Genomic DNA, 26,282 nt, shown 5'->3' on the forward strand with positions numbered 1-26,282 from the left:
CATGCGTGGGTCCGGCTGTGGCCTCGAGCATGGCTCGACCCTACTGGGCCTTTTCCACGTACCTGGCGAACACTTCGTCGATCTGCGCGTCCTTCACCTGCTTGCCGTCCTGCAGGTCCTGCGCCTGGGTGAACAGCGGAATGATCATCGCCATCCCATCCAGCTTGGTCTTCAGGTGCACGCCCGGAGCCTGGGTCAGGAAGCCGTCCCAGCGCTGGCGGACCTTGGCCCAGTAGCCGGCGGTGGCCTTCCAGTAGTCGCGCGCCGGGGTGAAGTCGATCTCGGTGGTCTTCACGTAGTCGTTGAAGCCGAACTCGCGCGCTATCTCCATCTGGCTGCCGTCGGTGTTGCGCTGCACCTTGGTGTTGAACTGCTCGTGGGTCCAGCCGTTCGGGGTGAGCGTGTGGCGGTTGACCACCGCCAGCGCGTTGTAGTCGCTGCGCTTGGTGTACTCACGGCGCGGCAGCGGGCGCCAGCTCAGGTCGCTGGTCCAGCTCGGCACGTTGTTGGTGTAGGTCCATTTGCCGGTGCCGCAGTAGCGCGGTGCATCGCTTACTTCATACACGCACTGGGTCCAGGCGCCCTGGTTCACCGCCGCCGGGATGCTGCGTACCCGCCAGGTCTGATCGGCACTGAACTCGAAGCGGTTCGGGGCCTCGTAGACCCAGTCCTGGCGCCAGTGCTTGGTGATGTGGCCGCTCTTCTCGTCCAGCAGCAGGTGTTGCAGCACGATGCGCTTCGGGGTGTCCTCGACCACGATGACCATTTCATTGCCGCCGCTGCGCATCGCCGGCGCGCGCTCGTAGCCCGGCTTCAGCAGCACGGTTTCGTCGAAGGCGAAATCCACGGTGTACTCGCCCTGCATGGCCAGGATGCTGTCGTGGTCGCGGGCGATGTCGGAGGGCTGCGCGCTGGCCACGCCGCTGCCTGCGAGCAACAGCAGGACGCTGGCTGTCTGGAATTTCATCGGGGTCTTCCTTCGGGGTTGCAGGTTCGTTGAGAGGCCATCCGTGGCCGTCGGGCGTTCCATCAGGAACAGATCAGAGGCGGATCAGCGGCTGGTCGCCGGGAATCCGTGGTGGCGGCCGGCGCGCGGCGTCGGCACAGCAGCAGTCGTCGATGGCCAGCTCGCCCTCTGCGCCTTCCAGGCGCGCGATGCGGCGTGCGGTGGCCGCGCCCAGCGACGACAGCGTCGACAGGCTGGCCGCCAGGGTGCGGCCGTCATCGGCGGCATGCAGGCGCAGCGCACACAGGCGCCAACGCTGGCCGCCGAGATGACCGGCCAGGCGCCGCCACAGGCGTTCACCGACACTGCCGTCGCTGTCGTGCTGTGGGCCCGGCGGCAGCGCGGCCACCAACCGGTCCCAGGCCAGGAAATCGCTGTCCGGCAGCAGGTACAGGCGCCACACGCAGCGGCCACGGCCGTCAAGGAAGCACAGGCTTTCGCGCAGGCCCTCGCTGTCCACGCCCTGGCAGGCATGCACGCGCACCGCCTGGCGCCAGCCGCCAAGCTCGTTGCCGTCGGCGTGGTAGAGACACAACACGGTGCCAAGCGTGGCCAGCTGTGCCGGGGTCGGCCATGCCGCGCGGTGTGGAGCGGCGATGGAGTCATTCCTGCGTGCGGACAAGGCTCGGCTCATGAGGTCACCAGGACACGGCAAGGCTGGCGGAGAAGGTACGACCCGGGCTGGTGTAGCGATCCAGCACGCGGCTGGTCGGCGACAGCGTCGTACCCACGTTGGACCAATCGATGTAGCGTTTGTCGCCCAGGTTGAACACGCCTACGTTGAAGGTCGCACCCGGGGCGAAGTTCCAATGTGCCATCAGGTCGGCCACGCCATAGCCGGCCGGGCGGTACACCGTGGCCGAGGCGACGCGGTCCTTGCGCTTGACGAACGTGCCGGCCAGTTCGACACCCCAGGCATCGGTGTCGTACATCAGGCCGACGGTGCCGCGCAGCGGGTCGACCGAATCCAGCGGGGTGTCCTCGGTCTTGTTGTCGCCGCGCGACCAGGCCACGGAACTGCGCAGTGCCCAGCCCTGCAGGGTCGGGCTGATCTGGCCGAAGTCGACGCCGGCCTTCAGTTCAGCGCCGTAGATGCGGGCGTCGGCGATGTTGCGCGACTGGAACACCATCAGGCCCTGCGCATTGGTGCCGACCAGCGACTGCGACTCGATGAAGTCCTTGTACTCGTTGTAGTAGCCGCTGACGCTGACGTAGGCAGCCGGCGACAGGAAGCGCAGGCCCAGTTCCATGCCATCACTGGTTTCCGGCTTCAGGTCCGGATTGGGAATGGCCGTGTAGCCGAAGGCGAAGTTGGTGAAGCCGAGATTGACGTCGTTGTACGGCGGCGAGCGGAAGCCGTGCGAGTAACCGGCAAACAGCGACCATTCGTCGGTGAAGCGATAGACCATGCCAAGCTTGGGCGAGACGCTGGTCTTGGTCAGCTTCGCCACCGCCACGCCGGGATTGTCCTCGGCGAAGATGTTGTCCACTTCCGGCTTCAGCTCGTAGCGGTCCACGCGCACGCCCGGCACCAACGACAGCTTGCCGCCAGCCATGCGCATTTCATCCTGCGCATACAGGCCCAGCTCGGTGGTCTTGCTGATCGGGAAATCGCGTACCGGGAACGCATCGGGCAGGATGGTGGTGCTGGTCTGGCCGTTGGCCAGTACCTGGAAACCATCGCGCTTCTGGCGGATCTCGGTGCGTGCACCCTCCAAGCCATAGGTCAGCGCGTGCTCGACGCTGCCGGTGCTGAAGGCCTTGTTGAACTGCGCCTGCAGGCCGTACACACGCTGGTCGAAGTTGAACTCGCGGTGGCGACGGCTGCGGTTGGCACGGTCCTCATCGGTGATCTGGGTGGTTTCGCTGTGCTGGGTATACAGCTGCCAGTGCAGGCTGTCGGCGAAGCCTTTGTCCAGCGCATCCATTTCATGCGCGAACGACACGCGGGTGCGGTTCTGCTTGTCGCGCGCCTTCATGCCGGTGGTGGTGGTACGGTCGATCGAAGACAGCACGTTGGTCTCGGTCTTGTCTTCGTTGCCTTCCACGGTCAGGCGGAAGCGCTGGTCCTCGCTCGGTGCATAGACCAGCTTGGCCAAGCCGCTGCGACCATCGCGGTCCTGCGGGTTGGGGGCGGTGCGGGTGTTGTCGTTGCTGCGCACGTCACCCTTGTTGTCGGTTTCCTGGCCCTGGCGATGGTTGATGTTGACCATGCCGCTCCAGTGTTCGCCGCCGAACGCCGTGGTTACACCGCCGAGCAGGCCCTTCCATTCACCGTCGTAGCCGAACTTCAGGCCGACGTAGCTGTCCTTGCCATCCTTCAGGTAATCGGCCGGATCCTTGGTGACGAAGGCGACCACGCCGCCCAGCGCATCGGAACCGTACAGCGAGCTGGCCGGGCCGCGCACGATCTCCACGCGCTTGAGCGTGTCCAGATCGGTGAAGTTGCGGTTGGCGTTGGAGAACGAACCAATGTTGAAGCTGGTCGGCATCGCGATGCCATCGGTCTGCACCCGCACACGGTTGCCGTCCAGGCCACGGATACGGATGCTGCCCAGGCCGAAGCGCGCGGCGCTGCGGCTGACCGACAGGCCTGGCTCGTAGCGCAGCAGATCCTTGATGTCCTGCACCAGGTGCCGGTCCATCTGCTCACGGTCGATCACGTCCACCGTCGCGGCGACGTCACTCACTGCGCGCTCGGTGCGCGTGGCGGTGACCTGCACGCGATCGAATTCGCGCGCATCGGGCGCGGCGCTGGCGGCGCTGGCGGCGGTGGCAGCGTGGGCGGACAGCGGCAGCGCCATCCAGACAGCAAGGCAAAGGGCGGTATGGCGGGTCATCGGGTTCGTTCGGTCAGGCAGGGGAACCCCCGGCCACCGGCACGCCGGAGCGCACGCGGTAGACCGAGGGGGAGAGAGCGGGAGCGGTCGGGTCGCCCACCCTGCGGGCGGCGCCCGGCAGGAGGGAGGGAGGCGGGCGACCAGGCCGCATTACTTGGTCAGGATCAGCTTGTCGTTGCTGGTGTGCCGCAGGCGATAGAAGCGATCGCCGTGCTGGATCAGGATTTCACGACGTCCCTTGAGCAGGGCTTCGCTGTCGATGACCTCTTCCGGCGGAACGACGCGGACCGGACGATCGCGGAGGGTCAGTGTTTCAGGGCGCAGCAGTACAGGTTGAGCGTTCATGAGCATCTGGACTCGTGCGAGGGACGAGTTAAATGATAATGATTCTCAGTTGACAATCAACAACCATTCTCAATTTGATTGATGAGATTAATGATCGAAATCCAAAATTCGATAGATTTTGTGAATCGAACGGTGGGTGGCGGCGACCCTGGGGTCGAGCACGGCTCGACTCCCCGGCGGGAAAATGCTGCGGGTCAGACGAAGGCGGCTTCGATCCGGGCCCAGCCGGCGGCGTCGATCTGCTCCAGCACTTCCAGGGCCTGCAGGTTCTGCAGCAGCTGCTCGACCCGGCTGGCGCCCAGGATCACGCTGGACACCTGTGGATTGCGCAGGCACCAGGCGATGGCCACGCTGGCCGGGGCGTGGCCAAGCTCGCGTGCCACCGCGCTGAAATGACGGACCTGGGCCAAGCGTGCCTGTGCATCGGCGCCCAGAACCAGATCCTGCAGCCACTCCATGCCCTCGCGGCCCAGCCGGGCGTCGGCCGGAATGCCACGGTCGTACTTGCCACTGAGCAGGCCGGACGCCAACGGCGAGAAGATGGTGGTGCCCAGGCCGGCCCCCGCGTACAGCGGGGCGTACTCGGTTTCCACCCGCTCGCGGTGCAGCAGGTTGTACTGCGGCTGCTCCATCGATGGCCCCTGCAGGTTGTGTCGCGCGGCAATGTCCAGCGCCTGCTGGATCTGTGCCGCCGACCACTCGGACGTGCCCCAGTAGAGCACCTTGCCCTGCCGTATCAGGGTATCCATCGCGTGCACGGTCTCGGCGATCGGCGCGTCGGGATCCGGGCGGTGGCAGTAATAAAGGTCCAGATAGTCCACCCGCAGGCGCTTGAGCGCGGCATGGCAGGCATCGGTGACGTGCTTGCGCGACAGGCCGCGCTGGGTCGGTCGCGGATCCTTGGCACTGCCGAAGAACACCTTGCTGGACACGCAGAACCCATCGCGCGGCAGGCGCAGGTCGGCGATCACATCGCCCATCACCTGCTCGGCGCGGCCATTGGCATACCCCTCGGCATTGTCGAAGAAGTTGATGCCATGGTCCCAGGCCGCGGCAACCAGGTTGCGGGCCTCGTCGCGCGGAATCTGGTCACCGAAGGTCACCCAGGCGCCGAAGGACAGGGCGGATATCGGCAGGCCGGTGGAGCCCAGGCGGCGGTAGTGCATGCGAATCTCCTGCTGCGGGCCCGCATCCGGGCCGGAATCGAGCCCCATTCTACCCGTCGTGCCGACCGCAACCCCTTGCCGTTGCTGGCCCGATCGGTGCCGATGGCCGCGCGCACGCTGCTTTTCCTTGCCCCGGCCCCTGCCCTGCACTAGGCTTCCCGTTTTTCGCGACGCCCCAGGGGAGTCACTCACATGGTCGAAGGTTTGGGCAGGATCGGCTTCGGCCTGTTCGGGTTGGCGGTGCTGATCGGCATCACCTGGTTGTTTTCCAACAACAAGCGCGCGGTGGACTGGAAGCTCGTCGCCACCGGCATCACCCTGCAGATCGCCTTTGCGGCGCTGGTGATCCTGGTCCCCGGCGGCCGCGACGTGTTCGATGCGCTCGGCCACGGCTTCGTGAAGGTCCTGAGCTTCGTCAACGAGGGCTCGAAGTTCATCTTCGGCTCGCTGATGGACGTCCAGAACTACGGCTTCATCTTCGCCTTCCAGGTGCTGCCGACCATCATCTTCTTCTCCGCGCTGATGGGCGTGATGTACCACCTGAACGTCATGCAGGCGATCGTCCGGGTGATGGCCTGGGCGATCACCAAGGTGATGCGCGTGTCCGGTGCCGAAACCACCAGCGTCTGCGCCAGCGTCTTCATCGGCCAGACCGAGGCGCCGCTGACCGTGCGCCCGTACATCGCCAAGATGACCCAGTCCGAGCTGCTGACCATGATGATCGGTGGCATGGCCCACATCGCTGGCGGCGTGCTGGCGGCCTACGTGGGCATGCTCGGCGGGGGCGACCCGACCCAGCAGGCGTTCTACGCCAAGCATCTGCTGGCGGCCAGCATCATGGCCGCACCGGCCACGCTGGTGGTGGCCAAGCTGCTGATCCCGGAAACCGGCACCCCGCTGACCCGCGGCACGGTGAAGATGGAAGTGGAGAAGACCTCCAGCAACATCATCGACGCGGCGGCGGCCGGCGCCGGCGACGGCCTGAAGCTGGCGCTGAACATCGGCGCGATGCTGCTGGCCTTCATCGCCCTGATCGCCCTGCTGAACGCCCCGCTGACCTGGCTCGGCGAAGTGACCGGCCTGGCCGCACAGATCGGCAAGCCGACCAACCTGTCGACCATCTTCGGCTACCTGCTGGCACCGATCGCCTGGGTGATCGGCACTCCGTGGGCCGACGCCACCACCGTGGGGTCGCTGATCGGACAGAAGGTCGTGATCAACGAGTTCGTCGCCTATACCGAGCTGTCGCAGATCGTGAACGGCCAGGTCGCCGGCGTGACCCTGTCCAACGAAGGTCGCCTGATCGCCACCTATGCGCTGTGCGGCTTCGCCAACTTCAGCTCGATCGCAATCCAGATCGGCGGCATCGGTGGCCTGGCCCCGGAACGTCGCCACGACCTGGCCAAGTTCGGCCTGCGCGCGGTACTGGGCGGTACCATCGCCACCTTCATGACGGCGACCATCGCCGGCGTGCTGACGCATTTCAGTTGAACCCTAGTTCGAGAAAAGATTCCCTATGAGCAGCAGTGTCGTTGTCGTCGGTTCCTTCAATGTCGATCACGTGTGGCGGTGCGAGTCGCTGCCGGCACCGGGCGCGACCATTGCCGGCCGCTACAGCACCGGCCCCGGTGGCAAGGGCTTCAACCAGGCCGTGGCCGCATGCCGCGCGGGCGCCGACACCCACTTCGTGTGCGCCCTGGGTGATGACGCCGGCGGTGCCACCGCCCGCGACCTCGCCGGCCAGGACGGTTTCGCGCTGATCGCCGAAGCCAGCAGCGAACCGACCGGCACCGCCGGCATCTATGTCGATGCACGGGGTCGCAACACCATCGTGATCGGCCCGGGCGCCAATGCCGCCCTGAGCACCGATTTCCTGCAGCAGCAACAGGCGCTGCTGACCGGTGCCCGGGTGGTGCTGGTGCAGCTGGAGTCGCCGGTGCAGACCATCGAGGCGGCACTGGCTGCCGCCCGCGAGGCCGGTGTCACCACCGTGCTCAACACCGCACCGGCCGACGCCCCCTCGACCATCGGCCTGCTCAAGCTGGCCGATGTGATCACCCCGAACGAGACCGAGTTCGCCGCCCTGCTGGGCCGCCATGTCGGCGAGCGCGTGGATGCCAACGACGTGGCCGCGCTGGATGGTGCCAGCCTGCATGCGCTGTGCCGCAAGCTGGTCGGCAACGGTACCGTGGTAGTGACCCTGGGCTCGGTGGGCGTGTTCGTTTCGCATGCCGATGAGAACCTGCGCGGCGACACCCAGCCGTACTACCGCGTGGGTGCCGAGCAGGTGCAGGCGATCGATACCACCGGTGCCGGCGACGCCTTCAACGGCGCGCTGGCCGCCTCCCTTGCCCAGCTGCCGGAGGCGCCGTTCGCACGCCATGTGCGCTTCGCCAACCAGTTCGCGGGCCGCTCGACCGAGAAGGAAGGCGCCGCAGCGGCGATGCCACGGCTGACCCCGGCCGACGTGGAAATCCGGTAGGTCCACGCCGCAGCTGCATGAACCGGCCCGGGCGCGCAGGTGCCCGGGCCTTTTTCTGCCTGCGCCCATGCAGGGCACGCAGCCCTGCCGCAGCCGCCCACGATGACCCGCCACTGGGGGCGGCGGAAGCAACCGTCAAGCATCTGCTGATGCCCGTACGGCATGAGGTCGGTCCGGATCGGCCTGAACCGGCGCCTCGCCGACCCGGCCATGTGACCGCCTGCGGCCTACAATGGGCGCATGCAGATCGGCCCCTACACCATTGCTCCCAACGTCGTGCTGGCGCCCATGGCCGGCGTCACCGACAAGCCGTTCCGCCTGCTGTGCAAACGGCTGGGCGCGGGCCTGGCCGCCTCCGAGATGACCATCAGCGACCCGCGCTTCTGGAACACGCGCAAGTCGATCCACCGCATGGACCATGAGGGTGAACCGGCACCGATCAGCGTGCAGATCGCCGGCACCGAGCCGCAGCAGCTGGCCGAGGCGGCGCGTTACAACGTCGACCATGGTGCGCAGATCATCGACATCAACATGGGCTGCCCGGCCAAGAAGGTCTGCAATGCCTGGGCCGGTTCGGCGCTGATGCGTGATGAATCGCTGGTGGCGCGCATTCTTGCTGCCGTGGTCAACGCGGTCGATGTGCCGGTCACGCTGAAGATCCGCACCGGCTGGGACTGCGACCACCGCAATGGGCCGCTGATCGCGCGTATCGCCGAGGACAGCGGCATCGCCGCCCTGGCCGTGCACGGCCGCACCCGCGATCAGCACTACACCGGCCAGGCAGAGTACGCCACGATCGGCGAGATCAAGGCCGCGCTGCGCATTCCGGTGATCGCCAATGGAGACATCGATTCGCCGCGCAAGGCCGCCTTCGTCCTGCAGCAGACCGGCGTGGACGCAGTGATGATCGGTCGCGCGGCGCAGGGCCGGCCGTGGATCTTCCGCGAGGTGGCGCACTACCTGGCCACCGGTGAGGAACTGGCCCCGCCGTCACTGGCCGAAGTGCGCGATATCCTGCTCGGCCACCTGCACGCCCTGCATGCCTTCTACGGCGAGCCGCAGGGCGTGCGCATCGCGCGCAAGCACCTGGGCTGGTACGCCAAGGACCGGCCCGAGAATGCGGCGTTCCGCGCCGTGGTCAACCGCGCCGAAGATCCGCAGAGCCAGATCACACTGACCACCGAGTACTTCGACCGACTGATCGCCGGGCAACCGGCGCTGCCGTCGGCTGCCTGACCCCGCACGCCCCGCAGTCGACCCCGCACGACGCACCACGAGCCCGCGACCATGACACCGCCGATTTCCTCCCCCACCTACCTGCACGGGTTCTCCGGCACCGAACAGCAGCGCCTGATGACCCAGGCCCGCCTGCTGGAATCGAGCATCTTCGGCCAGATCGACTACGGCAGCGCACGACGCCTGCTGGAAGTCGGCAGCGGCGTCGGCGCGCAGACCGAGATCCTGCTGCGCCGCTTCCCCGACCTGCACGTGACCGGCGTGGACCTGAGCGAAACGCAGCTGGCGACCGCCCGCGAGAACCTCGCGCGCACGCCGTGGTGCAGCGATCGCTACACCCTGCAGCAGGCCGATGCAGGCGAGCTGCCGTTCGAGGCACGCAGCTTCGATTCGGCATTCCTGTGCTGGGTGCTGGAGCATGTACCTTCGCCGGCCCGCGTGCTCAGCGAAGTGCGCCGCGTACTCGCACCGGGATCGCCGGTCTACATCACCGAAGTGATGAACGCATCGTTCCTGCTCGATCCGTATTCGCCGCACATCTGGCGTTACTGGATGGCATTCAATGATTTCCAGTACGACCACGGCGGCGATCCCTTCGTCGGCGCCAAGCTCGGCAACCTGCTGCTGGCCGGTGGTTTCCGCGATGTGCATACCGAGATCAAGACGATCCACCTGGACAACCGCGAGCCGGCGCGGCGCAAGACGATGATCGCGTTCTGGGAGCAGCTGCTGCTGTCGGCCGCCGAGCAGCTGCTGCAGGCCGGCACCGTGGACGAGGATACGGTGGAGGGCATGCGTCGCGAGTTCCGGTTGGTGCAGAACGATCCCAATGCCGTGTTCTTCTTCTCGTTCGTGCAGGGCCGCGCGACGGTGTATTGACCGGCGCCTGTACCGCTGCGCTGCGGCGGTGCCACGCGCCGCATGGCTGGCAACCCGCTAGAATCGTCGCGGGCTGGCGTCGAGGACGGGCGCGCGCTGGACCCGGCCCCTTCCGCGTGCGCGGCAACGGGACCACCGAGCTCCGCGCCTGAAGGGATTCCTGATGACAGCACGCGCAACGACTCCGGGTAGCACGCTGCCCCTCGCCGCCCGGGAAGGCGGCCTGCTGGATGGCCTCGACTCCCGCCAGGCCCGTCTGTGCCTGGGCATCGTGGCGGTGCTGTGCCTGCTGTATGTCGCATTTGCACTGACGCCCTCGTCGTATGCGATGGCCAGCCAGTACCTGGGGCTGGCGCCGATCGAGCCCCTGCTCGGAAAGGCGCGGGGCATCCGCATGGACGAGTGGATGGTCTACACCCCTTACGTGCAGATCGCGGTGGCCAATGACTTCGGCGCGACCAACGCGTTTTCGCCGTACCACGAGACGCTGCGCTCGTTCCAGGCGCTTCCGCTGCTGGACTGGGGCCTGCTGTTCAAGCCGTACCACTGGGCCTTCTTCATCCTGCCACCGGCCAACGCCTACTCGTTCTTCTTCATGTTCATGGCGATGGCGTTCCTGTGCGGCTGGGCGCTGTTCCTGCGCCAACTGCGGGTTCCGCCGCTGGCGGCCGTGCTGGTCGCGCTGACCCTGTACTTCTCGCCCTACGTGCAGGTGTGGTGGACGACCAACTGGGGCGCGTTCGCGCTGGCCCCGTGGGTAGCCGTGGCCTGGCTGCGGATCGACAACCGCTGGCTGCGCATCCTCGCCAGCGCCTACGCACTGGTGGTCTGGCTGCTGGCCGTGGCCTATCCGCCCTTCATCATTTCAGCGCTGCTGGCCATGGGCGTGCTGGTGCTGGCCTTCCGCCGCGATGCGTTGACAGTGGCACGCCTGCTCGACGCGGCGGTCGCCGGCGGCCTGGCGTTGCTGGCGTTCCTGGGCTATTTCCACGAAGCGATCGAGATCGTCCGCAACACCGTCTATCCCGGCCAGCGCGAGAGCGCCGGCGGCGGGGTCAGCCCGGTCGCGCTGCTCACCCACGGGTTCCCCAACCTGATGACGCGCGGGTTCTATCCGCTGCCTGCGTTCGAGCCGTCCAACGCCTGCGAGATCGCAGTGTTCAGCAGCCTGCTGCCGCTGTTCACCTCCGTCCTCGCCGACTGGACGCAGGTGCTGCGCTGGGCGCGCGGCCACCGGCTGTCGCTGGCGGTGCTGGCCGCCGGCATCGCGCTGGTCGCCTGCTGGATCTTCCTGCCGGTGCCGCTGCGGATCGGCCAGCTGACCGGACTGTCGATGGTGCCGCCCACCCGTGCGTTGCTGGCATTGGGCCTGCTGCTGAACATCGGCTGCGCGATCGTGCTGGTGCGCGGCGGGGTGCGCCTGGGACGCGGCCGCCTGCTGCTGCTCGCGGCCCTGCTGCTGGCGGGATGCCTGCTCAAGTTCGCCTTCGGCCAGGGCAGTTTCAGCCGGCTGCATGCCACGGCCGATGCATGGCCACTGCTGTGCGTGGGCGTGCTGGCCTTCGCCGCGCGCCGCCCGCGGCTCGCCGCGCATCCGGTGGCGCTGGTGCTGGCGGTGGCCGCGCTCGGCAACGTGCTGACCAACGGGCTGTTCAATCCGGTGCAGTCGGCCCGGCCGATCTTCGACATGGACCGCAGCGCCGTGCTGGCGTCGATGCAGGCGCGCGGTGCACGGCAGGCTGCGGACGGAGCGTTGGTGGTGGAAGGGCGCTACGGTGCGCTGCTGTCCGGCGTCGGTATCCCGGCAGTCAACCACACGCTGTATTTCCCGCAGCTGGCGTACTTCCGCGCGCGCTTCCCGGACATGCCCGAAGACCGCTTCAACACCACGTTCAACCGCTATCACCATGTGATGGTCAGCGACGTCGCCGAACCCCGTTCGATGTACGCCGACCTGGTGGAAGTGCCCGCAGCCGCGATGCTGTCCGCGCCCGCGCAGCCGCCGGCACCGCCGCAGCCCTGAGGACGATGCAGATGAACGCCTACGCGCGCCCGGCCACGCCACCGAAGATCGCCGTCATCATTCCCTGCTACCGGGTGACCCGCCACGTGCTCGGCGTGCTCGCAGCGATCGACGATGCGGTCACCGCCATCTACTGCGTTGATGATGCCTGCCCGGATGGCAGCGGCCGGATGGTCCAGGACAGCACGCGCGATCCCCGGGTCAGGGTGCTGTTCCATGCGCAGAACCGCGGCGTCGGTGGTGCAATCAAGACCGGCTACCGCGCGGCCATCGCCGAGGGCATGGACATCCTGGTGAAGGTTGATGGCGACGGCCAGATGGATCCCGCACTGCTGATGGACTTCGTCGCTCCCATCGCCGAGGGCAACGCCGACTACACCAAGGGCAACCGCTTCTGGAACCTCAGCCACATCCGTCGCATGCCGCTGTTGCGGCGGATCGGCAACCTCGCGCTGTCGTTCATGAGCAAGGCGTCTTCCGGCTACTGGCAGGTGTTCGACCCGACCAACGGCTACACCGCCATCCACGCCCGCGTTGCCAGCCACCTGCCCCTTGATGCGATCAGCGACCGTTACTTCTTCGAGACCGACATGCTGTTCCGCCTCAACACGGTGCGTGCCGTGGTGCAGGACGTGGCGATGGACGCGCGCTATGCCGACGAGACCAGCAACCTGCGCATCAGCCGGGTACTGGGCGAGTTCGCCTTCAAGCACGTGCGCAACACGCTCAAGCGTGTCGGCTACAACTATTTCCTGCGCGACCTGACCATCGCCTCGCTGGAGCTGATCGCCGGGCTGGGACTGCTTGCCTTCGGTGGCGTGTTCGGCGCGTACCACTGGATCGCATCGGCATCGGCGGAGGTTGCGACGCCGGTCGGTACGCTCATGATCGTCATGGTTTCGCTGATTTCAGGTCTGCAGTTCCTGCTGGCATTCGTCGGCTTCGACATCGCCAATGCGCCGCGCCAGGTCCTGCATCGCTCGATCCAGCTCAACCGCACAGCACCGCCGGCCTGACGCCGGCACAGCATCCCCGCCTGCCGATCAATCGCCCGCGTGCACCGGGGCACTCCCGCCGGTGGCGCCCGTCGCTGCCGGCGCATGCCAGATCCGCTGCCACATCGCGGCCAGCCTGACGCCGACATCGGCGCGCGCCGCTGGGCTGCTGTAATCCGTGCGCCGCTGCTCGGGCACGATCGCCTGCCAGCGCCCATCGACCTGCCGTGCTACCGCGAAGTTGAAGGTGTAATCCGGCTCCAGGCCCATGCGCAGATCACTCAGCACCAGCATTCCGTCCACTATCTGCGCACGCATGAAGCCACGGTTGAACCACTGCAGGCGTTGAACCGCCGGAATCGACTGCGCTTCACGCAGGGCCTGCACATTGGACGGGTGGCCTTCGAACTGCATCGGGCCGCGGTCGGCCACCAGCGAGCGATCGCCGACCACGTAACCGTTCGGGGTCATCGCCACCACCCGCCACAGCAGGGTGTTGAACGGCATCGGCACCGAGAATCGTGGTGCATCGCCCAGCCCCATGGCCGCAAGGCTCTGCTGGGCGGCACGGTCGACCTGAGCCTTGGCCAGCAGGCCCCATCCCAGGTAGCCGGTACTGAGCACCAGGGCGAGCCCGAGCACCTTGCCGGCCCACGGCCGCGCGCGCCCGAACCACGCCACCACGCAGCCCAGCAGCAGCCATACCGTGTACGCCGGGTCGATGATGAAAACACTCGATCCCATGGTCGGGTGTGGCCGCAGTGGCCACCACAGCTGGGTCCCGTAGACGGTGAACGCATCCAGCAGTGGATGGGTGACCAGCGCCAGCTGGATGGCCCAGAACCAGCGCAGCGGCGACTGCGCCACCCGCCCCCGGCCGTAGCGCTTGAACAGCCACCAGATCAACGCCGCCACCCAGGGCAACACCAGCAGCGAATGGCTGAAGCTGCGGTGGTCGACCATCACCGCTACGGGATCCTCGGCAGTGAAGCCCAGCCACAAGGCATCCAGATCCGGCAGGGTGCCAAGTGCGGCACCGGCCAGCAGGGCCGCGCGGCGATGTCCGGGCGGGGCGATGGCAGCGGCTACGGCGCCGCCGAGAACGATCTGGGTCAAGGAATCCATGGCCCGATGCTAACGGCTTTGCCGGGCGACAGCAGAGCCCGGACGGTGGCCGGTGTCGCTGGGCTCAGGCAGCCGCCGCGCGCCGGGCTGCGCCGGGCAGCTCCACCAGCGTCCGCCCATGGTGATCGAGCAGGCGCAGCGCGCCGTCATGATCTTCGGCCAGCGCGGTCAGGCTCTCCACCCAGTCGCCGTCGTTGGCATAGACCAGGCCGTCGCGCTCGACCAGCGCCGCACGGTGGATGTGCCCGCAGATGATGCCGTCCAGGCCGCGCCGGCGCACGTCGTCCAGCCCGGCCTGCACGAAGCGCTCGATGTAGCGCTCGGCCGCACCACTGCGCTTCTTGAGGAATTCCGACAGCGACCAGTAGCGCATGCCCAGCCGGCGGCGTACCGCGTTGAGCGCCTGGTTGCCGGTCAGGATGCGGTAGTACAGCCAGTCGCCGAACTTTTCCTGCAGGCCGCCGAAATGGGTGACACCGTCGTAGTCGTCGCCATGGGCGACCAGCAACCGTCGCCCATCGGCGGTCACATGAATCGCACGACGGCGCACCTGCATCGCCGGCAGCATCAACCCGCAGACATGGCGCAGCGAGGCATCGTGATTGCCGGGGATGTAGATGATCTCGGTACCGTTGCGACGCAGTGCATGCAGCGCCTGGATGACGTCGCTGTGCGACTGCCGCCAGTTGGCGCGATGATGCGCCATCCACCACAGGTCGATGATGTCGCCGACCAGGTACAACCGTTCACAGCGCAGCTGGGTGAGAAACACGGCCAGTTCGGCCGCATGGCAATGGCGCGAGCCCAGATGCACGTCGGAGACGAACACGGCGCGACGGCGTGGCGACAACGTCGCCAGCGCGCTCATGCCTGCGCTCCGGCATCACGCAGGTAGCGCTTGCGCTTGTGTGGTCGGATCGCGCACAGGTCCACCTCGATCAGACCGTCGATCGAGTCGCTGAACGCCGGGTCGACACCGAACGCAAGGAAGCGCGCGCCACCGGGCTCGCACAGGTCGGTGTACTGGCGGTACAGGGTCGGCACGCCGGTCCCGAGTGCGGCCAGGTTGGCCTTCAGGACATCGAAGGCTGCGCCCGCATCCAGTTCACCGAAACTGGGCGGTGCCGCGAAGTACTGGAAGGGCCGGTTCGACTCGGCCAGGCCGGCGATGCCGCCGTAGTAGCGCTGGTAGTAGGCCACCAGTTGCTCGCGCGCATCGCGCGGCAGCGCCGCACTGATCGATACCGCACCGAACAGGTAGCGGATGCCGGGCCGGCACTGCAGGTAGGCGCCGATTCCCTGCCACAGGTAGTCCAGGCTGCGGCTGCCCCAGTAATCGGGCACCACGAAGCTGCGGCCCAGCTCCAGCCCCTCGGCGATATGGGTGATGGCATCGTCGGAATAGCGGAACAGCGACGCGCTGTAGAGCCCTGCCAGCCCGCGCCGGGCCAGCGCGTGCGCGCCCCGCATGATGCGGTACGCGCCCGCGATGCGCTGCGCGGCAGCGTCCCAGATCACGATGTGCTCGTACTGCGGATCGAAGGCGTCCAGGTCGCGGCTGTGGCCGGTACCCTCGCCCACCTGGCGGAACGTCAGCTCGCGCAGGCGTCCCAGTTCCAGCAGCAGCGGCGAGTCGGCGCTGCAACTGGCCAGCAGGATCTGCTTGCCGTCGGCGGTCTGTCCGAGCCGGACAGCGCCAGCGATGGCGGCCGCCACCTGCGACGGCGGCACCGGTGCGGCCAGTGGTTCGGGGCCGGCGCTGGCAGTCTCGCCGGGGCGCAGGTCGCGCCCCAGCGCATACACCGCGCGCCGTACCGCCAGCAGCTGCTCGCCCGGGTCGCCCTGTCCCAGCTGCATCGGTTCACCGATGCGCAACCGCAGCGGCCGACCACGCCGCGCGAACATCTCACGCGCCAGCAGCGCGGTGCCGGCTGGCTTGAACAGGGTCGAGGCGCCGTAGAACAGGGCCGAATTGCGTGCCTCCACCCTAACCGGCAACACCGGGGCGCCGGCGGCCCGGGCGAACCTGACGAACCCGCGCTGCCAGCGACCATCACGGATGCCACGCAACGACAGCCGGGATACCTCGCCGGCCGGAAACACGATCACGCACTGCTCGGCGGCCAGCGCCTGCTCCACCGCCTGCAGGCTGCCGCGCTGGACCTTGCCGCCGAGGATGCGGACCGGCAGCAGCAGGTCCTGCAGCGGGCCGATGGCGCCCAGCAGATCGTTGGCCACGATCCGCACATCGCGGCGGATGCGGCCGACCGCGTCCAGCAGCGCCAGCGCGTCGAGTGCACCGGAAGGATGATTGGCCACGATCAGCAGACGGCCCGTGACCGGAATGCGGGCCAGGGCTGCCGGATCCACCTGGTACTGGCCGTCCAGGAACTCCAGTCCGGCGGCCACGAAGCCGAATCCGCGCACGTCCGCGTTGCGCCGCAGGAAGTCCTCCACCCGGTCCAGCCGCGACCAGCGACCGACACTGCGCAGCAGTGGTCGCGCGAGCTGGCCGCGGCGGCCATGGAACCACTCCGGAAAGCGTTGCTGCAGACGCTGTTCGAGTTCCTGCATGGCGTGCTCACTGATACCCGGCGGCCGGATTGGCCGACAGCCTGCGCCTGGCACGCGGCAGGCAGATGGCGGTTTCGGGGCAGAACGATGACGGCCGGTCCCGCTCCGGCAACGCCGGAACCGCCCCTTCCCCCCCCGCAACACGGCCTTGCGGCAATGGTCACGCCAGTGGAACACTGCCTGCGCACCGTGTCCTGCAGACGCCCGCCAGGCCTTGTGCCAGAGGGCACGTCACCTTAACCACCGGCAACCCGTACGGGTTCACAATGCACAGGCGGCGCACCCCGTGTATGATGCGCGCCCATCTTTCCATCCGAATCAAGGGATATTAAGCCTGATGTCCAGCTACCTGTTCACCTCCGAATCGGTCTCCGAAGGCCATCCGGACAAGATTGCCGACCAGATCTCCGACGCGGTGCTGGACGCGATCCTGACCCAGGACCAGCGCGCCCGCGTGGCCTGCGAGACCATGGTCAAGACCGGTGTGGCCATTGTTGCCGGTGAGATCACCACCAGCGCCTGGATCGACCTCGAAGCGCTGACCCGCAAGGTCATCCTGGACATCGGCTATGACAGCTCCGACGTCGGCTTCGACGGCGCCACCTGCGGCGTGCTGAACCTGATCGGCAAGCAGTCGCCGCACATCGCCCAGGGCGTGGACCGCAAGAAGCCGGAAGAAATGGGCGCGGGCGACCAGGGCCTGATGTTCGGCTACGCCACCAACGAGACCGACAGCTACATGCCGGCCGCGATCCACCTGTCGCACCGCCTGGTCGAGCAGCAGGCCAAGATCCGCAAGAAGAAGAACTCCCCGCTGTCGTGGCTGCGCCCGGACGCCAAGAGCCAGGTCACCCTGCGCTACGAGAACGGCGAAGTGGCCGCCATCGACGCGGTGGTGCTGTCCACCCAGCACGCCCCGGGCATCAAGCAGAAGGACCTGATCGAGGCCGTCCGCGAAGAGATCATCAAGCCGGTGCTGCCGGCCAAGTGGCTGCACAAGGGCACCAAGTTCCACATCAACCCGACCGGCAAGTTCGAGATCGGCGGCCCGGTGGGCGACTGCGGCCTGACCGGCCGCAAGATCATCGTCGACACCTACGGCGGCTGGGCCCGTCACGGTGGCGGCGCGTTCTCCGGCAAGGATCCGTCCAAGGTTGACCGCTCGGCCGCCTACGCTGCCCGCTACGTCGCCAAGAACGTGGTCGCCGCCGGCCTGGCCGACCGCTGCGAAGTGCAGGTTTCCTACGCCATCGGCGTGGCCGAGCCGACCTCGATCTCGGTCACCACCTTCGGCACGGGCAAAATCAGCGACGACAAGATCGAGAAGCTGATCCGCAAGCACTTCGACCTGCGCCCGTACGGCATCATCAAGATGCTGGACCTGATCCACCCGATGTACCAGCAGACTGCGGCCTATGGCCACTTCGGCCGCAAGCCGAAGGAGTTCAGCTACCTCAACGGTGCCGGCGAGACGGTCAACGCCACGGCCTTCTCCTGGGAGAAGACCGATCGTGCCGCCGCCCTGCGCGCCGATGCGAAGCTGAAGTAAGAAACATGAAGGGCCGCGCAAGCGGCCCTTCTGCTTTCTGTAGAGCCGAGCCCATGCTCGGCTTTCTTTTGCCTGCGCCGAGAGCAGCCGAGCACGGCCCGGCTCTACACGAGCTGCGCCACGCCGATACAATCGGTGCATGTCGACCGAACTCAAAACCCACCAGCTGTCCATGACCGTGCTGATGTCGCCGGAGATGGCCAACTTCTCCGGCAAGGTCCACGGCGGCGCCATCCTGCGCCTGCTCGACCAGGTTGCCTATGCCTGCGCCAGCCGCTACGCCGGCAGCTACGTGGTCACCCTGTCGGTGGACCAGGTGATGTTCCGGCAGCCGATCGCGGTGGGCGAACTGGTGACGTTCCTGGCCTCGGTGAACTACACCGGCACCTCGTCGATGGAGATCGGCATCAAGGTGGTGGCCGAGGACATCCTCAAGCGCAGCGTGCGCCACGCCAACAGTTGTTTCTTCACCATGGTGGCGGTGGACGAAGAGGGGCGGCCAACGCCTGTCCCCCCGCTGCAGCCCGCCAGTTCGGACGAAAAGCGCCGGCAGGCCGCCGCGCTGATCCGGCGCCAGCTGCGGCAGGAAATGGAGCAACGGCACCTGGAACTGCTGGCGTCCAATCCGCCTTCGCCTGAAGAGTGAGAGCGTGCGGGGCAAGCTCCGCACCCACCGAAGCGGGTAGCGCCGGGCCATGCCCGGCGGATGCGGATCACCCGGTGTTCTGCACGCCCTGCGAAACACCATTCACGCAGGCCACCAGCGCGCGCAGCAGTTCTTCGTCCTCCCGCCCGCTTGCGCGCCAGCGCTGCAGCAGGTCCACCTGCAGCACGCTGATCGGATCAACGTAGGGATTGCGCAGGCGGATCGACAGCGCCAGCCGCGCATCGTGCTCCAGCAAGGTCTGCTGGTCCATCAGTGCCAGCAGCCAGCGGCGGGTCAGCGCCAGTTCGTGCTGGATCTGCGGGAAAAAGCGCCCGTGCAGGTCACCGGAGAGACGCGAGAACTGTTCGGCGATGGTGATATCGCCCTTGGACAGCACCATTGCGATGTCGTCCAGGAAGGTGCGGAAGAACGGCCAGTCGCGCGCCATGTCGCGCAGGACAGGTTCATGGCCGGCATCCACCGCCGCCTGCAGGCCGCTGCCCACGCCATACCAGCCGGGAATCACCGCGCGGGCCTGGCTCCAGGCGAATACCCACGGGATCGCACGCAGATTGCCCAGTGCCGCATCCTGGCCGAGACGACGCGACGGCCGTGAACCCAGCGTCATCCGCTCGATCACATCGATCGGCGTCGCCGTACGGAAGTAATCCATGAAACCGGCCTGGCCGACGAAGGCGCGATAGACCTCGCTGCTGGCGGCGGCGACCCCGTCCATCACCGGTCGCCAGCCCTCCTCGCGAGGTTCCGCGGCACGCGGACGCAGACTGGCCCGCAGCACCGCACCGGTGGCCTGCTCGAGCGATCGCAGCGCCAGCGCGCGGATGCCGTACTTGCGGTGGATCACCTCGCCCTGCTCGGTCACGCGCAGGCGACCATCGATGCTGCCACGTGGCGACGCGTCCACCGCGTGCGTGGTCTTGCCACCGCCCCGGCTGATCGAACCACCACGGCCGTGGAAGAAGGTCAGGCGGATGCCGGCCTCGGCCGCCACGTCCAGCAGTTCCACCTGCGCACGCTGCAGGCCCCAGCGCGAAGCGGCGATGCCGCCGTCCTTGCTGCTGTCGGAATAACCCAGCATCACCATCTGCACATCACCGCGTGCCCGCAGATGAGCGCGATAGACCGGATCGGCCAGCAGGTCACGCAGCGTCGCAGTACCGCGCTTGAGATCGTCCACCGTCTCGAACAGCGGTGCGATGTCCAGCGGCACCGCGCCGTCCTCGTCAGCCAATCCGCCACGGCGCGCCAGCGCCAGCACGGCCAGCACATCGCTGCGATCATGTGCCATCGAGATGATGTAGCTGCCCAGCGCCTCGCTGCCATGCCGCGCGCGCGCGTCGGCCAGCGCCGCGAACACCGCATCCAATCGCTGGTTGCCTTCGTCGTCGCCCACCGGCAGCGGCTGCTCGCCGCTGGCGTGTGGGCCGAGCAGGCCGGCGCGCGCCAATGTATCCATTCCTTCCCAGGCCGCTTCACCGCCCAGCACTGCCGCCAGCGCGCGCGCATGCACGCTCGACTCCTGCCGCACGTCCAGCCGCGCCAGATGGAAGCCGAACGTCTTCACCCGCCACAACAGTCGCTGCACGGCGAATCCGCCGGCATGCTCGCCACGGTTGGCACGAAGGCTGTCGAGGATCAGCTGCAGATCGTCGATCAGCTCGTCCGGGCCTGCATAGGCTCCCTCTGCATCGTCCAGGGTGGCCTGCAGGCGCGCACGCATGCGGTCGTTGAGCAGCCGGTACGGCATGTCGGCGTGCCGCGGGCGCGACTGCACCTGCGGCAACAGCTGCTGGTAGTGCGACACGCGCGCCTGCAGCGCATCGCTCACGCCCACCCGCTCGGTGGACTGGCTGAGCAGGCTGGCCAGCTGCAGCAGTTCCTTCTGGTAGCGCCCCAGCACTGCCTGTCGCTGGGCATCGAGCGTGCTGCGGATGGTGCGGGCGTCCACGTTCGGGTTGCCGTCCATGTCGCCGCCCACCCATGTGCCGAAACGCAGCAGGCGCGGCAGCGCCAGTTCTTCGCCATAGGTATCACGCAGCGCCTGCTGCAGGGATTCGTACAGCACGGGTATCACCCGGTACAGCACCTGCACCAGATAGAAGCCGACATGCTCGCGCTCGTCATCGACCGTCGGCCGCACCGGCGAGGAGTCGGTGGTCTGCCAGGAAGCGGTCAGCGCCATGCGGAAGCGTGCAGCATCCGCTGCCGCCTCGCCCGGCGTGCGCTGGCCGTCGAGGTTGTCGACCAGGCTGGCCACCATCAGCTGCTCCTTCTCCAGCAGTGCGCGGCGCACGGCTTCGGTCGGATGCGCAGTGAACACCGGTTCGATATCGATGCGCGGCAGCCACTGCGCCAACTCATCCAGCGTCACGCCCTGCGCCTTCAGGTGCTGCAGCGCATCCTGCAGGCCATCCGGCTGCGGCGCGGCAGTACCGGCGCGCTGGTAGTCGCGGCGGCGGCGGATGCGGTGCACACGCTCGGCAATGTTGACCACCTGGAAGTAGGTGCTGAATGCCCGCACCATCGTCTCGGCCTGCTGCGGCGTACGACCGGCCAGGCCATCGGCCAGCTCCGACAGCGGCGCCTGGTTTTCGCGGCGGGCGATGGCCCGCGTGCGCACATCCTCGACATCGTCGAGGAAGGTTGCCGAAACCTGCTCGACCAGCAGGTCGCCGACCAGCGCGCCGAGCCGGCGCACGTCATCGCGGAGCGGAAGATCGGGAGAAGCGAACTCGATGCTGCTGCGGTACTCGTTCATCGGCGACGCACAGGCCTCGGTCAACGGATCCAGGATCCAAGCCTATCCCAGATCGTGGGCTGTGCTGCGATGCAGAAATGGTTTCATCTGCATGCAACGCCAGCGCTGCCGGTGTGGATTGCAGCCGGGCCGGGGCGGCCCCCTCACAGGGGCCGCCGGCATGCACGTGTCAGCGCTTCTTCTTCGCCTTGCCGGAGGCTGCCGGGCCGATGGTCTGCTCCAGCCAGCGCTCGCTCTCGGCCAGCATGGTCATGATCGATTCGCGTGCACGATAGGCATGCGATTCGTTCGGCAGCATCACCAGGCGCGCCGTCCCTCCAAGGCCCTTCACCGCAGCGAACATACGCTCGCTCTGCATCGGGAAGGTGCCGGAATTGTTGTCATCCACGCCGTGGATGAACAGGATCGGATCCTTGATCCGGTCCGCATAGTTGAACGGCGCCATCTTCTGATACACGTCCTGCGCCTGCCAGTAGTTGCGCTCTTCGGCCTGGAAGCCGAACGGCGTCAGCGTACGGTTGTAGGCGCCACTGCGGGCGATGCCGGCCTTGAACAGGCGCGTATGCGCAAGCAGGTTCGCGGTCATGAACGCACCGTAGGAATGGCCGCCGATGGCGATGTGGTCGCGGTCGGTCACGCCGCGGCGCACCACTTCGTCCACCGCAGCCTGGGCATTGGCCACCAGCTGTTCGATATAGGTGTCGTTGGGTTCCTTGTCGCCCTCGCCGATGATCGGCATCGAAGGACTTGCCAGCACCACATAGCCCTTGGCCAGGAAGGCCTGCGGCCCCCAGTAGCTGATCGCGTTGAAACGGTACGGCGAATCGGTGACCTGGCTGGCGGCCGCGGCGCTCTTGAACTCGCCCGGGTAGGCCCACATCAGCAGCGGGCGCGGGCCGTCGCGCGTGGGATCGTAGCCCGGCGGCAGCAGCAACGTGGCCGTGAGGTCCACGCCGTCGGCACGCTTGTAGCGGATCTGCTCCTTCTGCACGCCCTTGAGCTGCGGCAGCGGATGCGGGAAGTGGGTCAGCGCACGCGGTGCCGCGCCGGCATCGGTGAGCGACTGCACATGGAAGTTGGTCGGCTCGTCCGGGCTTTCACGGCTCAGCAGCAGCGAGCTGCCCTGGTTGTCCAGCAATGCCACCGGCACCGAATAGTTCGGCGCCTGCGAGTGGAACAGGCGGGTGGCCTTTCCGCTGGCGATGTCGAAGCGGTCCACGAACGGACGGTCACCTTCCGGCGAAGCACCGGCACCGACCAGATACAGGCTGCCACCATCCGGGCTGGTCTGCAGCAGCGAGCGGCCGCGATCGTCGCTGGACAGCTGGGGCCGGCCCGGATCGGAATAGCGGTCCTGCGCATCACGATCCCACAGCAGGCGGGGCTCGGCACCGGCGTTGTCCGGGGCAATCAACCAGGTCTTGGTCCTGCGGGTCTTCCACCACGACTCGGTGAGCAGGGCCAGGTCGCCACGGCCCCAGCTGATGCCGGCCAGACGGCTGCCGAGCTGGGCCAGCGTCACCGGCGGCCTGTCGAACGGGGCGGCCTGCATCAGCACCGCGTCGCGCACCTTGGCGTCGCGGTTCGGATCACCACCGTCCTGGGCCTCGGCCCAGACCAGCGTGGCATCGGCATCGCCGCGCCAGATGATGTCGCGTACGCCGGTCACTTCGGCGTCGTTGCCGGTCGGCAGGCCTTCCACCAGCGGGCGCACGGCCACGGTGTGCACCAGTTGGCCGCTGGCACGGTCGATCACTTCAATGCGGCGCGGGAAGCTGCTGACCGGCACCACATAGGAGTAAGGCCGCTGCACCGGCTGGCGCAGCACGAAGCGGCCATCCGGCGATACCGAGAAGCCCATGAAGATGCCCGCCGCGCCGATCGCGCGGGTGCGGCCATCCAAGCTGACTTCCATCGGCTGGGTGGTGGCGTAGTAGTCGAACTGGCGCGCGTCGGCCTCGTTCTTCAGCAGGTCCTGATAGGTACGGATCGACACCACGCCGCCGCCCTGGCTGGTCTGCTGCACGGCGGGGCCGGTGGGAATGCCGTCGGCGGCCGGGGCGGCGCCGAGGTTGGCCGGGCGGGTGAACACCACCAGACCACGGCTGTCCGGCAGCCACTGGTAGCCGCTGCCGATCACCGTGTTCAGGCCGGCGACCAGGCGACGGGCGCTGCCGGCGGCCACATCCACCAGCCATAGTTCGTTGGCGCCGCTGGCGGCGTCGACCTGGTTGAAGGCCAGCCACTTCTGGTCCGGCGACCATGCCAGGCTGGCAATCGACAGCGTGCCCGGCAGGCCGCTGATCTGCCGCTCCCTGCCGTCGGCCACGCTCATCAGCCACAGCTTCTCCCCGAAGCTGAAACGGCTGTCGGAGAACGTGCGCGGGTTGATGCGCAGGCCCGCCAGCTTCAGTTCCGGCTGGGCCACCACCTGGATCGACGGCAGCGACGGCATCTGCATCAGCGCGGCCACATCGCGGCGCGGCGACAGGTACAGCGAGGGCGCACGCGGGGCGTCGACCACCGCCTGCAGCTCGGCCGAGGGCAGCTCGTAGCCGTTTGCCCCCTGGGCCTGGGCCGCCGCAGGCTGCGGCGCTGCCGCCCAGGCCAGCGGGGCCACCGCCAACAGGGCCATGGACAGGACCAGGCCGGTCAAGCGCCGGTTGCGGCGTACATGCATGCTCATCGTTCCACCTGAGGGTGCGTTAAAACCCGACCTTAACAGTCCGTGCACAGGCGCCCATCTGCCGATGGTTGGGTCACGCCGATGAAACACCGGGCGCGCGATATAATGGCCGTTCTCCCCTCCCGAGGGGCGCTGCGACCGGACCCCCATGAGGCCGGCCAGGCTCGGTGAGGTGGCTCTGTAACAACGGCGCCCGGCTAGATGCGAGCACCCGCTCGCCCACAACCGGAGCTACTGCATGAACGCTGTTGCCAAGACCTTCTCCACCGAAGGCGATTACAAGATCCGCGACATCACCCTGGCCGACTGGGGCCGCAAGGAACTGGACATCGCCGAGCATGAAATGCCGGGCCTGATGTCGATCCGCCGCAAGTACCAGGCCGAGCTGCCGCTGAAGGGCGTGCGCGTGACCGGCTCGCTGCACATGACCATCCAGACCGCGGTGCTGATCGAAACGCTGAAGGACATCGGCGCCGACGTGCGCTGGGCCTCGTGCAACATCTTCTCGACCCAGGACCATGCGGCTGCGGCCATCGCCGCCACCGGCACCCCGGTGTTCGCCTGGAAGGGCGAGACCCTGGAAGAGTACTGGGACTGCACCCTGGACGCGCTGACCTTCACCCTGGCCGACGGCACCCTGACCGGTCCGGAGCTGGTGGTCGATGACGGTGGCGACGTCACCCTGCTGATCCACAAGGGCTACGAGCTGGAAAACGGCAGTGACTGGGTCAACACCGCCTCCTCCTCGCACGAGGAACAGGTCATCAAGAACCTGCTCAAGCGCGTGGCCAAGGAGCGCCCGGGTTACTGGGGCCGCGTGGTCAAGGACTGGAAGGGCGTCTCCGAAGAGACCACCACCGGCGTGCACCGCCTGTACCAGCTGGCCCAGGCCGGCACCCTGCTGATTCCGGCGATCAACGTCAACGATTCGGTCACCAAGAGCAAGTTCGACAACCTGTACGGCTGCCGCGAGTCGCTGGCCGATGGCCTGAAGCGTGCCATGGACGTGATGCTGGCCGGCAAGCTGGCCGTGGTCTGCGGTTACGGTGACGTCGGCAAGGGCTGCGCCGCCTCGCTGCGTGCCTACGGCGCACGCGTGGTCGTGACCGAAATCGATCCGATCTGCGCCCTGCAGGCAGCGATGGAAGGCTATGAAGTCAACACCATCGAATCGACCCTGGGCCGTGCCGACCTGTACGTCACCACCACCGGCAACAAGGACATCATCCGCATCGAGCACCTGAGCGCGATGAAGGACCAGGCGATCGTCTGCAACATCGGCCACTTCGACAACGAGATCCAGGTCGATGCGCTGGTGTCCTACCCGGGCATCAAGCACGTCAACATCAAGCCGCAGGTCGACAAGTACGTCTTCCCGAACGGCAATGCGATCTTCCTGCTGGCCGAGGGCCGCCTGGTGAACCTAGGCTGTGCCACCGGCCACCCGAGCTTCGTGATGTCCAACAGCTTCGCCAACCAGACCCTGGCACAGATCGACCTGTGGGCGAACAAGGACAGCTACGAGAAGAAGGTCTACCTGCTGCCGAAGAAGCTGGACGAGGAAGTGGCACGCCTGCACCTGGAGAAGATCGGCGTGAAGCTGACCACCCTGACCCAGGAACAGGCCGACTACATCGGCGTGCCGGTGGAAGGCCCGTTCAAGCCGGACCACTACCGCTACTGATGCCGCGCCCGGGGTCGGTTCCCTTTCCGCAGGAAAGGGCCCCGGCCCCAGCAACGGAAACAGAAAGAACGGGCGCCTTCGGGCGCCCGTTCTGCGTCAGGCACGCCGCTAGCGCCAGCCCACGAGCATCCCGGTAGCGCCGGGCCATGCCCGGCGGGTACAAGGCGCCTGCTCATCGACACGCAGGCAATACGATCTCCACGCCACCGGGCATGGTCCGGCGCTACCAGATCATGGCAACAGCCTCGGTCAAGGCAGCCGCGTCGC

Annotated in this window: 19 protein-coding genes and 1 riboswitch; of the genes, 9 read left to right on the top strand and 10 right to left on the bottom strand. The window is 67.4% G+C overall.

The window, feature by feature from the left end; all coding sequences use genetic code 11:
• Nucleotides 1-40: 40 nt before the first annotated feature.
• The 5 genes from ABE543_RS09450 to ABE543_RS09470 all read right to left on the bottom strand — a co-directional run bounded on the left by ABE543_RS09450 (nt 41) and on the right by ABE543_RS09470 (nt 5,357).
• A complete protein-coding gene (locus ABE543_RS09450; protein WP_253119377.1) occupies nt 41-967 on the bottom strand; it encodes a DUF6607 family protein in 927 nt (308 codons plus the stop codon).
• Nucleotides 968-1,040: 73 nt separating this feature from the next.
• Nucleotides 1,041-1,640 carry a Hemin transport protein gene (locus tag ABE543_RS09455; protein WP_065175798.1) on the bottom strand — a complete coding sequence of 200 codons (600 nt, stop codon included), beginning with the start codon at nt 1,638-1,640 and terminating at the stop codon, nt 1,041-1,043.
• 4 nt (nt 1,641-1,644) lie between these two features.
• Nucleotides 1,645-3,810 (bottom strand): TonB-dependent hemoglobin/transferrin/lactoferrin family receptor, encoded by a 2,166-nt coding sequence (locus ABE543_RS09460; protein WP_346475616.1) that lies wholly within the window; start codon nt 3,808-3,810, stop codon nt 1,645-1,647.
• A gap of 186 nt (nt 3,811-3,996) precedes the next feature.
• On the bottom strand, nt 3,997-4,191 hold the full coding sequence (locus tag ABE543_RS09465) for a hemin uptake protein HemP (RefSeq protein ID WP_005412278.1): 195 nt from the start codon (nt 4,189-4,191) through the stop codon (nt 3,997-3,999).
• Nucleotides 4,192-4,385: 194 nt separating this feature from the next.
• On the bottom strand, nt 4,386-5,357 hold the full coding sequence (locus ABE543_RS09470; RefSeq protein ID WP_053516475.1) for an aldo/keto reductase: 972 nt from the start codon (nt 5,355-5,357) through the stop codon (nt 4,386-4,388).
• A gap of 192 nt (nt 5,358-5,549) precedes the next feature.
• Here ABE543_RS09470 and ABE543_RS09475 point away from each other — a divergent pair, with 192 nt between their 5' ends.
• The 6 genes from ABE543_RS09475 (at nt 5,550) to ABE543_RS09500 (ending at nt 12,993) form a co-directional block, all read left to right on the top strand.
• Nucleotides 5,550-6,848: a nucleoside transporter C-terminal domain-containing protein gene (locus tag ABE543_RS09475; protein WP_053516424.1), complete on the top strand. Its 1,299-nt coding sequence runs from the start codon at nt 5,550-5,552 to the stop codon at nt 6,846-6,848.
• Between the two features lie 25 nt (nt 6,849-6,873).
• Nucleotides 6,874-7,839 (top strand): ribokinase, encoded by a 966-nt coding sequence (locus tag ABE543_RS09480; protein ID WP_053516425.1) that lies wholly within the window; start codon nt 6,874-6,876, stop codon nt 7,837-7,839.
• Nucleotides 7,840-8,079: 240 nt separating this feature from the next.
• Nucleotides 8,080-9,075, top strand: a complete 996-nt coding sequence (dusB, locus tag ABE543_RS09485) for a tRNA dihydrouridine synthase DusB (protein WP_053516426.1) — start codon at nt 8,080-8,082, stop codon at nt 9,073-9,075.
• 51 nt (nt 9,076-9,126) lie between these two features.
• Entirely contained in the window at nt 9,127-9,954 is an 828-nt protein-coding gene (locus tag ABE543_RS09490; RefSeq protein ID WP_053516428.1) for a methyltransferase domain-containing protein, read from the top strand.
• A gap of 163 nt (nt 9,955-10,117) precedes the next feature.
• Complete coding sequence (locus ABE543_RS09495; RefSeq protein ID WP_346475610.1) at nt 10,118-11,977, top strand: hypothetical protein; 1,860 nt, start codon at nt 10,118-10,120, stop codon at nt 11,975-11,977.
• 11 nt (nt 11,978-11,988) lie between these two features.
• Nucleotides 11,989-12,993, top strand: coding sequence for a glycosyltransferase (locus ABE543_RS09500; protein ID WP_346475611.1), 1,005 nt, complete (start codon nt 11,989-11,991; stop codon nt 12,991-12,993).
• Between the two features lie 27 nt (nt 12,994-13,020).
• On the opposite strand, the gene ABE543_RS09505 is transcribed toward ABE543_RS09500, so the two are convergent.
• From ABE543_RS09505 to ABE543_RS09515, 3 genes are all read right to left on the bottom strand, one after another.
• On the bottom strand, nt 13,021-14,097 hold the full coding sequence (locus ABE543_RS09505) for a metal-dependent hydrolase (protein WP_053516430.1): 1,077 nt from the start codon (nt 14,095-14,097) through the stop codon (nt 13,021-13,023).
• Nucleotides 14,098-14,161: 64 nt separating this feature from the next.
• Complete coding sequence (locus ABE543_RS09510; RefSeq protein WP_346475612.1) at nt 14,162-14,965, bottom strand: UDP-2,3-diacylglucosamine diphosphatase; 804 nt, start codon at nt 14,963-14,965, stop codon at nt 14,162-14,164.
• The gene (locus ABE543_RS09515) at nt 14,962-16,671 is read right to left on the bottom strand and encodes a lysophospholipid acyltransferase family protein (RefSeq protein WP_340045051.1); all 1,710 of its coding nucleotides are present in this window, start codon (nt 16,669-16,671) and stop codon (nt 14,962-14,964) included. Before ABE543_RS09515 ends, ABE543_RS09510 begins: the two co-directional genes overlap by 4 nt.
• Before the next feature lie 337 nt (nt 16,672-17,008).
• Between ABE543_RS09515 and metK the strand changes: the two genes are divergently transcribed.
• Nucleotides 17,009-18,220: a methionine adenosyltransferase gene (gene metK, locus ABE543_RS09520; protein ID WP_053516433.1), complete on the top strand. Its 1,212-nt coding sequence runs from the start codon at nt 17,009-17,011 to the stop codon at nt 18,218-18,220.
• 139 nt (nt 18,221-18,359) lie between these two features.
• Nucleotides 18,360-18,866, top strand: coding sequence for an acyl-CoA thioesterase (locus ABE543_RS09525; RefSeq protein ID WP_053516435.1), 507 nt, complete (start codon nt 18,360-18,362; stop codon nt 18,864-18,866).
• Nucleotides 18,867-18,933: 67 nt separating this feature from the next.
• Here the strand turns inward: ABE543_RS09525 and ppc are convergent, their stop codons facing one another.
• Nucleotides 18,934-21,645, bottom strand: coding sequence for a phosphoenolpyruvate carboxylase (gene ppc, locus ABE543_RS09530; RefSeq protein WP_346475617.1), 2,712 nt, complete (start codon nt 21,643-21,645; stop codon nt 18,934-18,936).
• Nucleotides 21,646-21,814: 169 nt separating this feature from the next.
• Nucleotides 21,815-24,331 carry a prolyl oligopeptidase family serine peptidase gene (locus tag ABE543_RS09535; RefSeq protein ID WP_111186307.1) on the bottom strand — a complete coding sequence of 839 codons (2,517 nt, stop codon included), beginning with the start codon at nt 24,329-24,331 and terminating at the stop codon, nt 21,815-21,817.
• Nucleotides 24,332-24,449: 118 nt separating this feature from the next.
• Nucleotides 24,450-24,533: riboswitch (S-adenosyl-L-homocysteine riboswitch) on the top strand.
• 36 nt (nt 24,534-24,569) lie between these two features.
• Between ABE543_RS09535 and ahcY the strand changes: the two genes are divergently transcribed.
• A complete protein-coding gene (ahcY, locus tag ABE543_RS09540; protein ID WP_065182797.1) occupies nt 24,570-26,015 on the top strand; it encodes an adenosylhomocysteinase in 1,446 nt (481 codons plus the stop codon).
• Nucleotides 26,016-26,282: the final 267 nt, after the last annotated feature.

Source organism: Stenotrophomonas sp. TWI169 (assembly GCF_039674705.1).
Taxonomy (GTDB): Bacteria; Pseudomonadota; Gammaproteobacteria; order Xanthomonadales; family Xanthomonadaceae; genus Stenotrophomonas; species Stenotrophomonas maltophilia_P.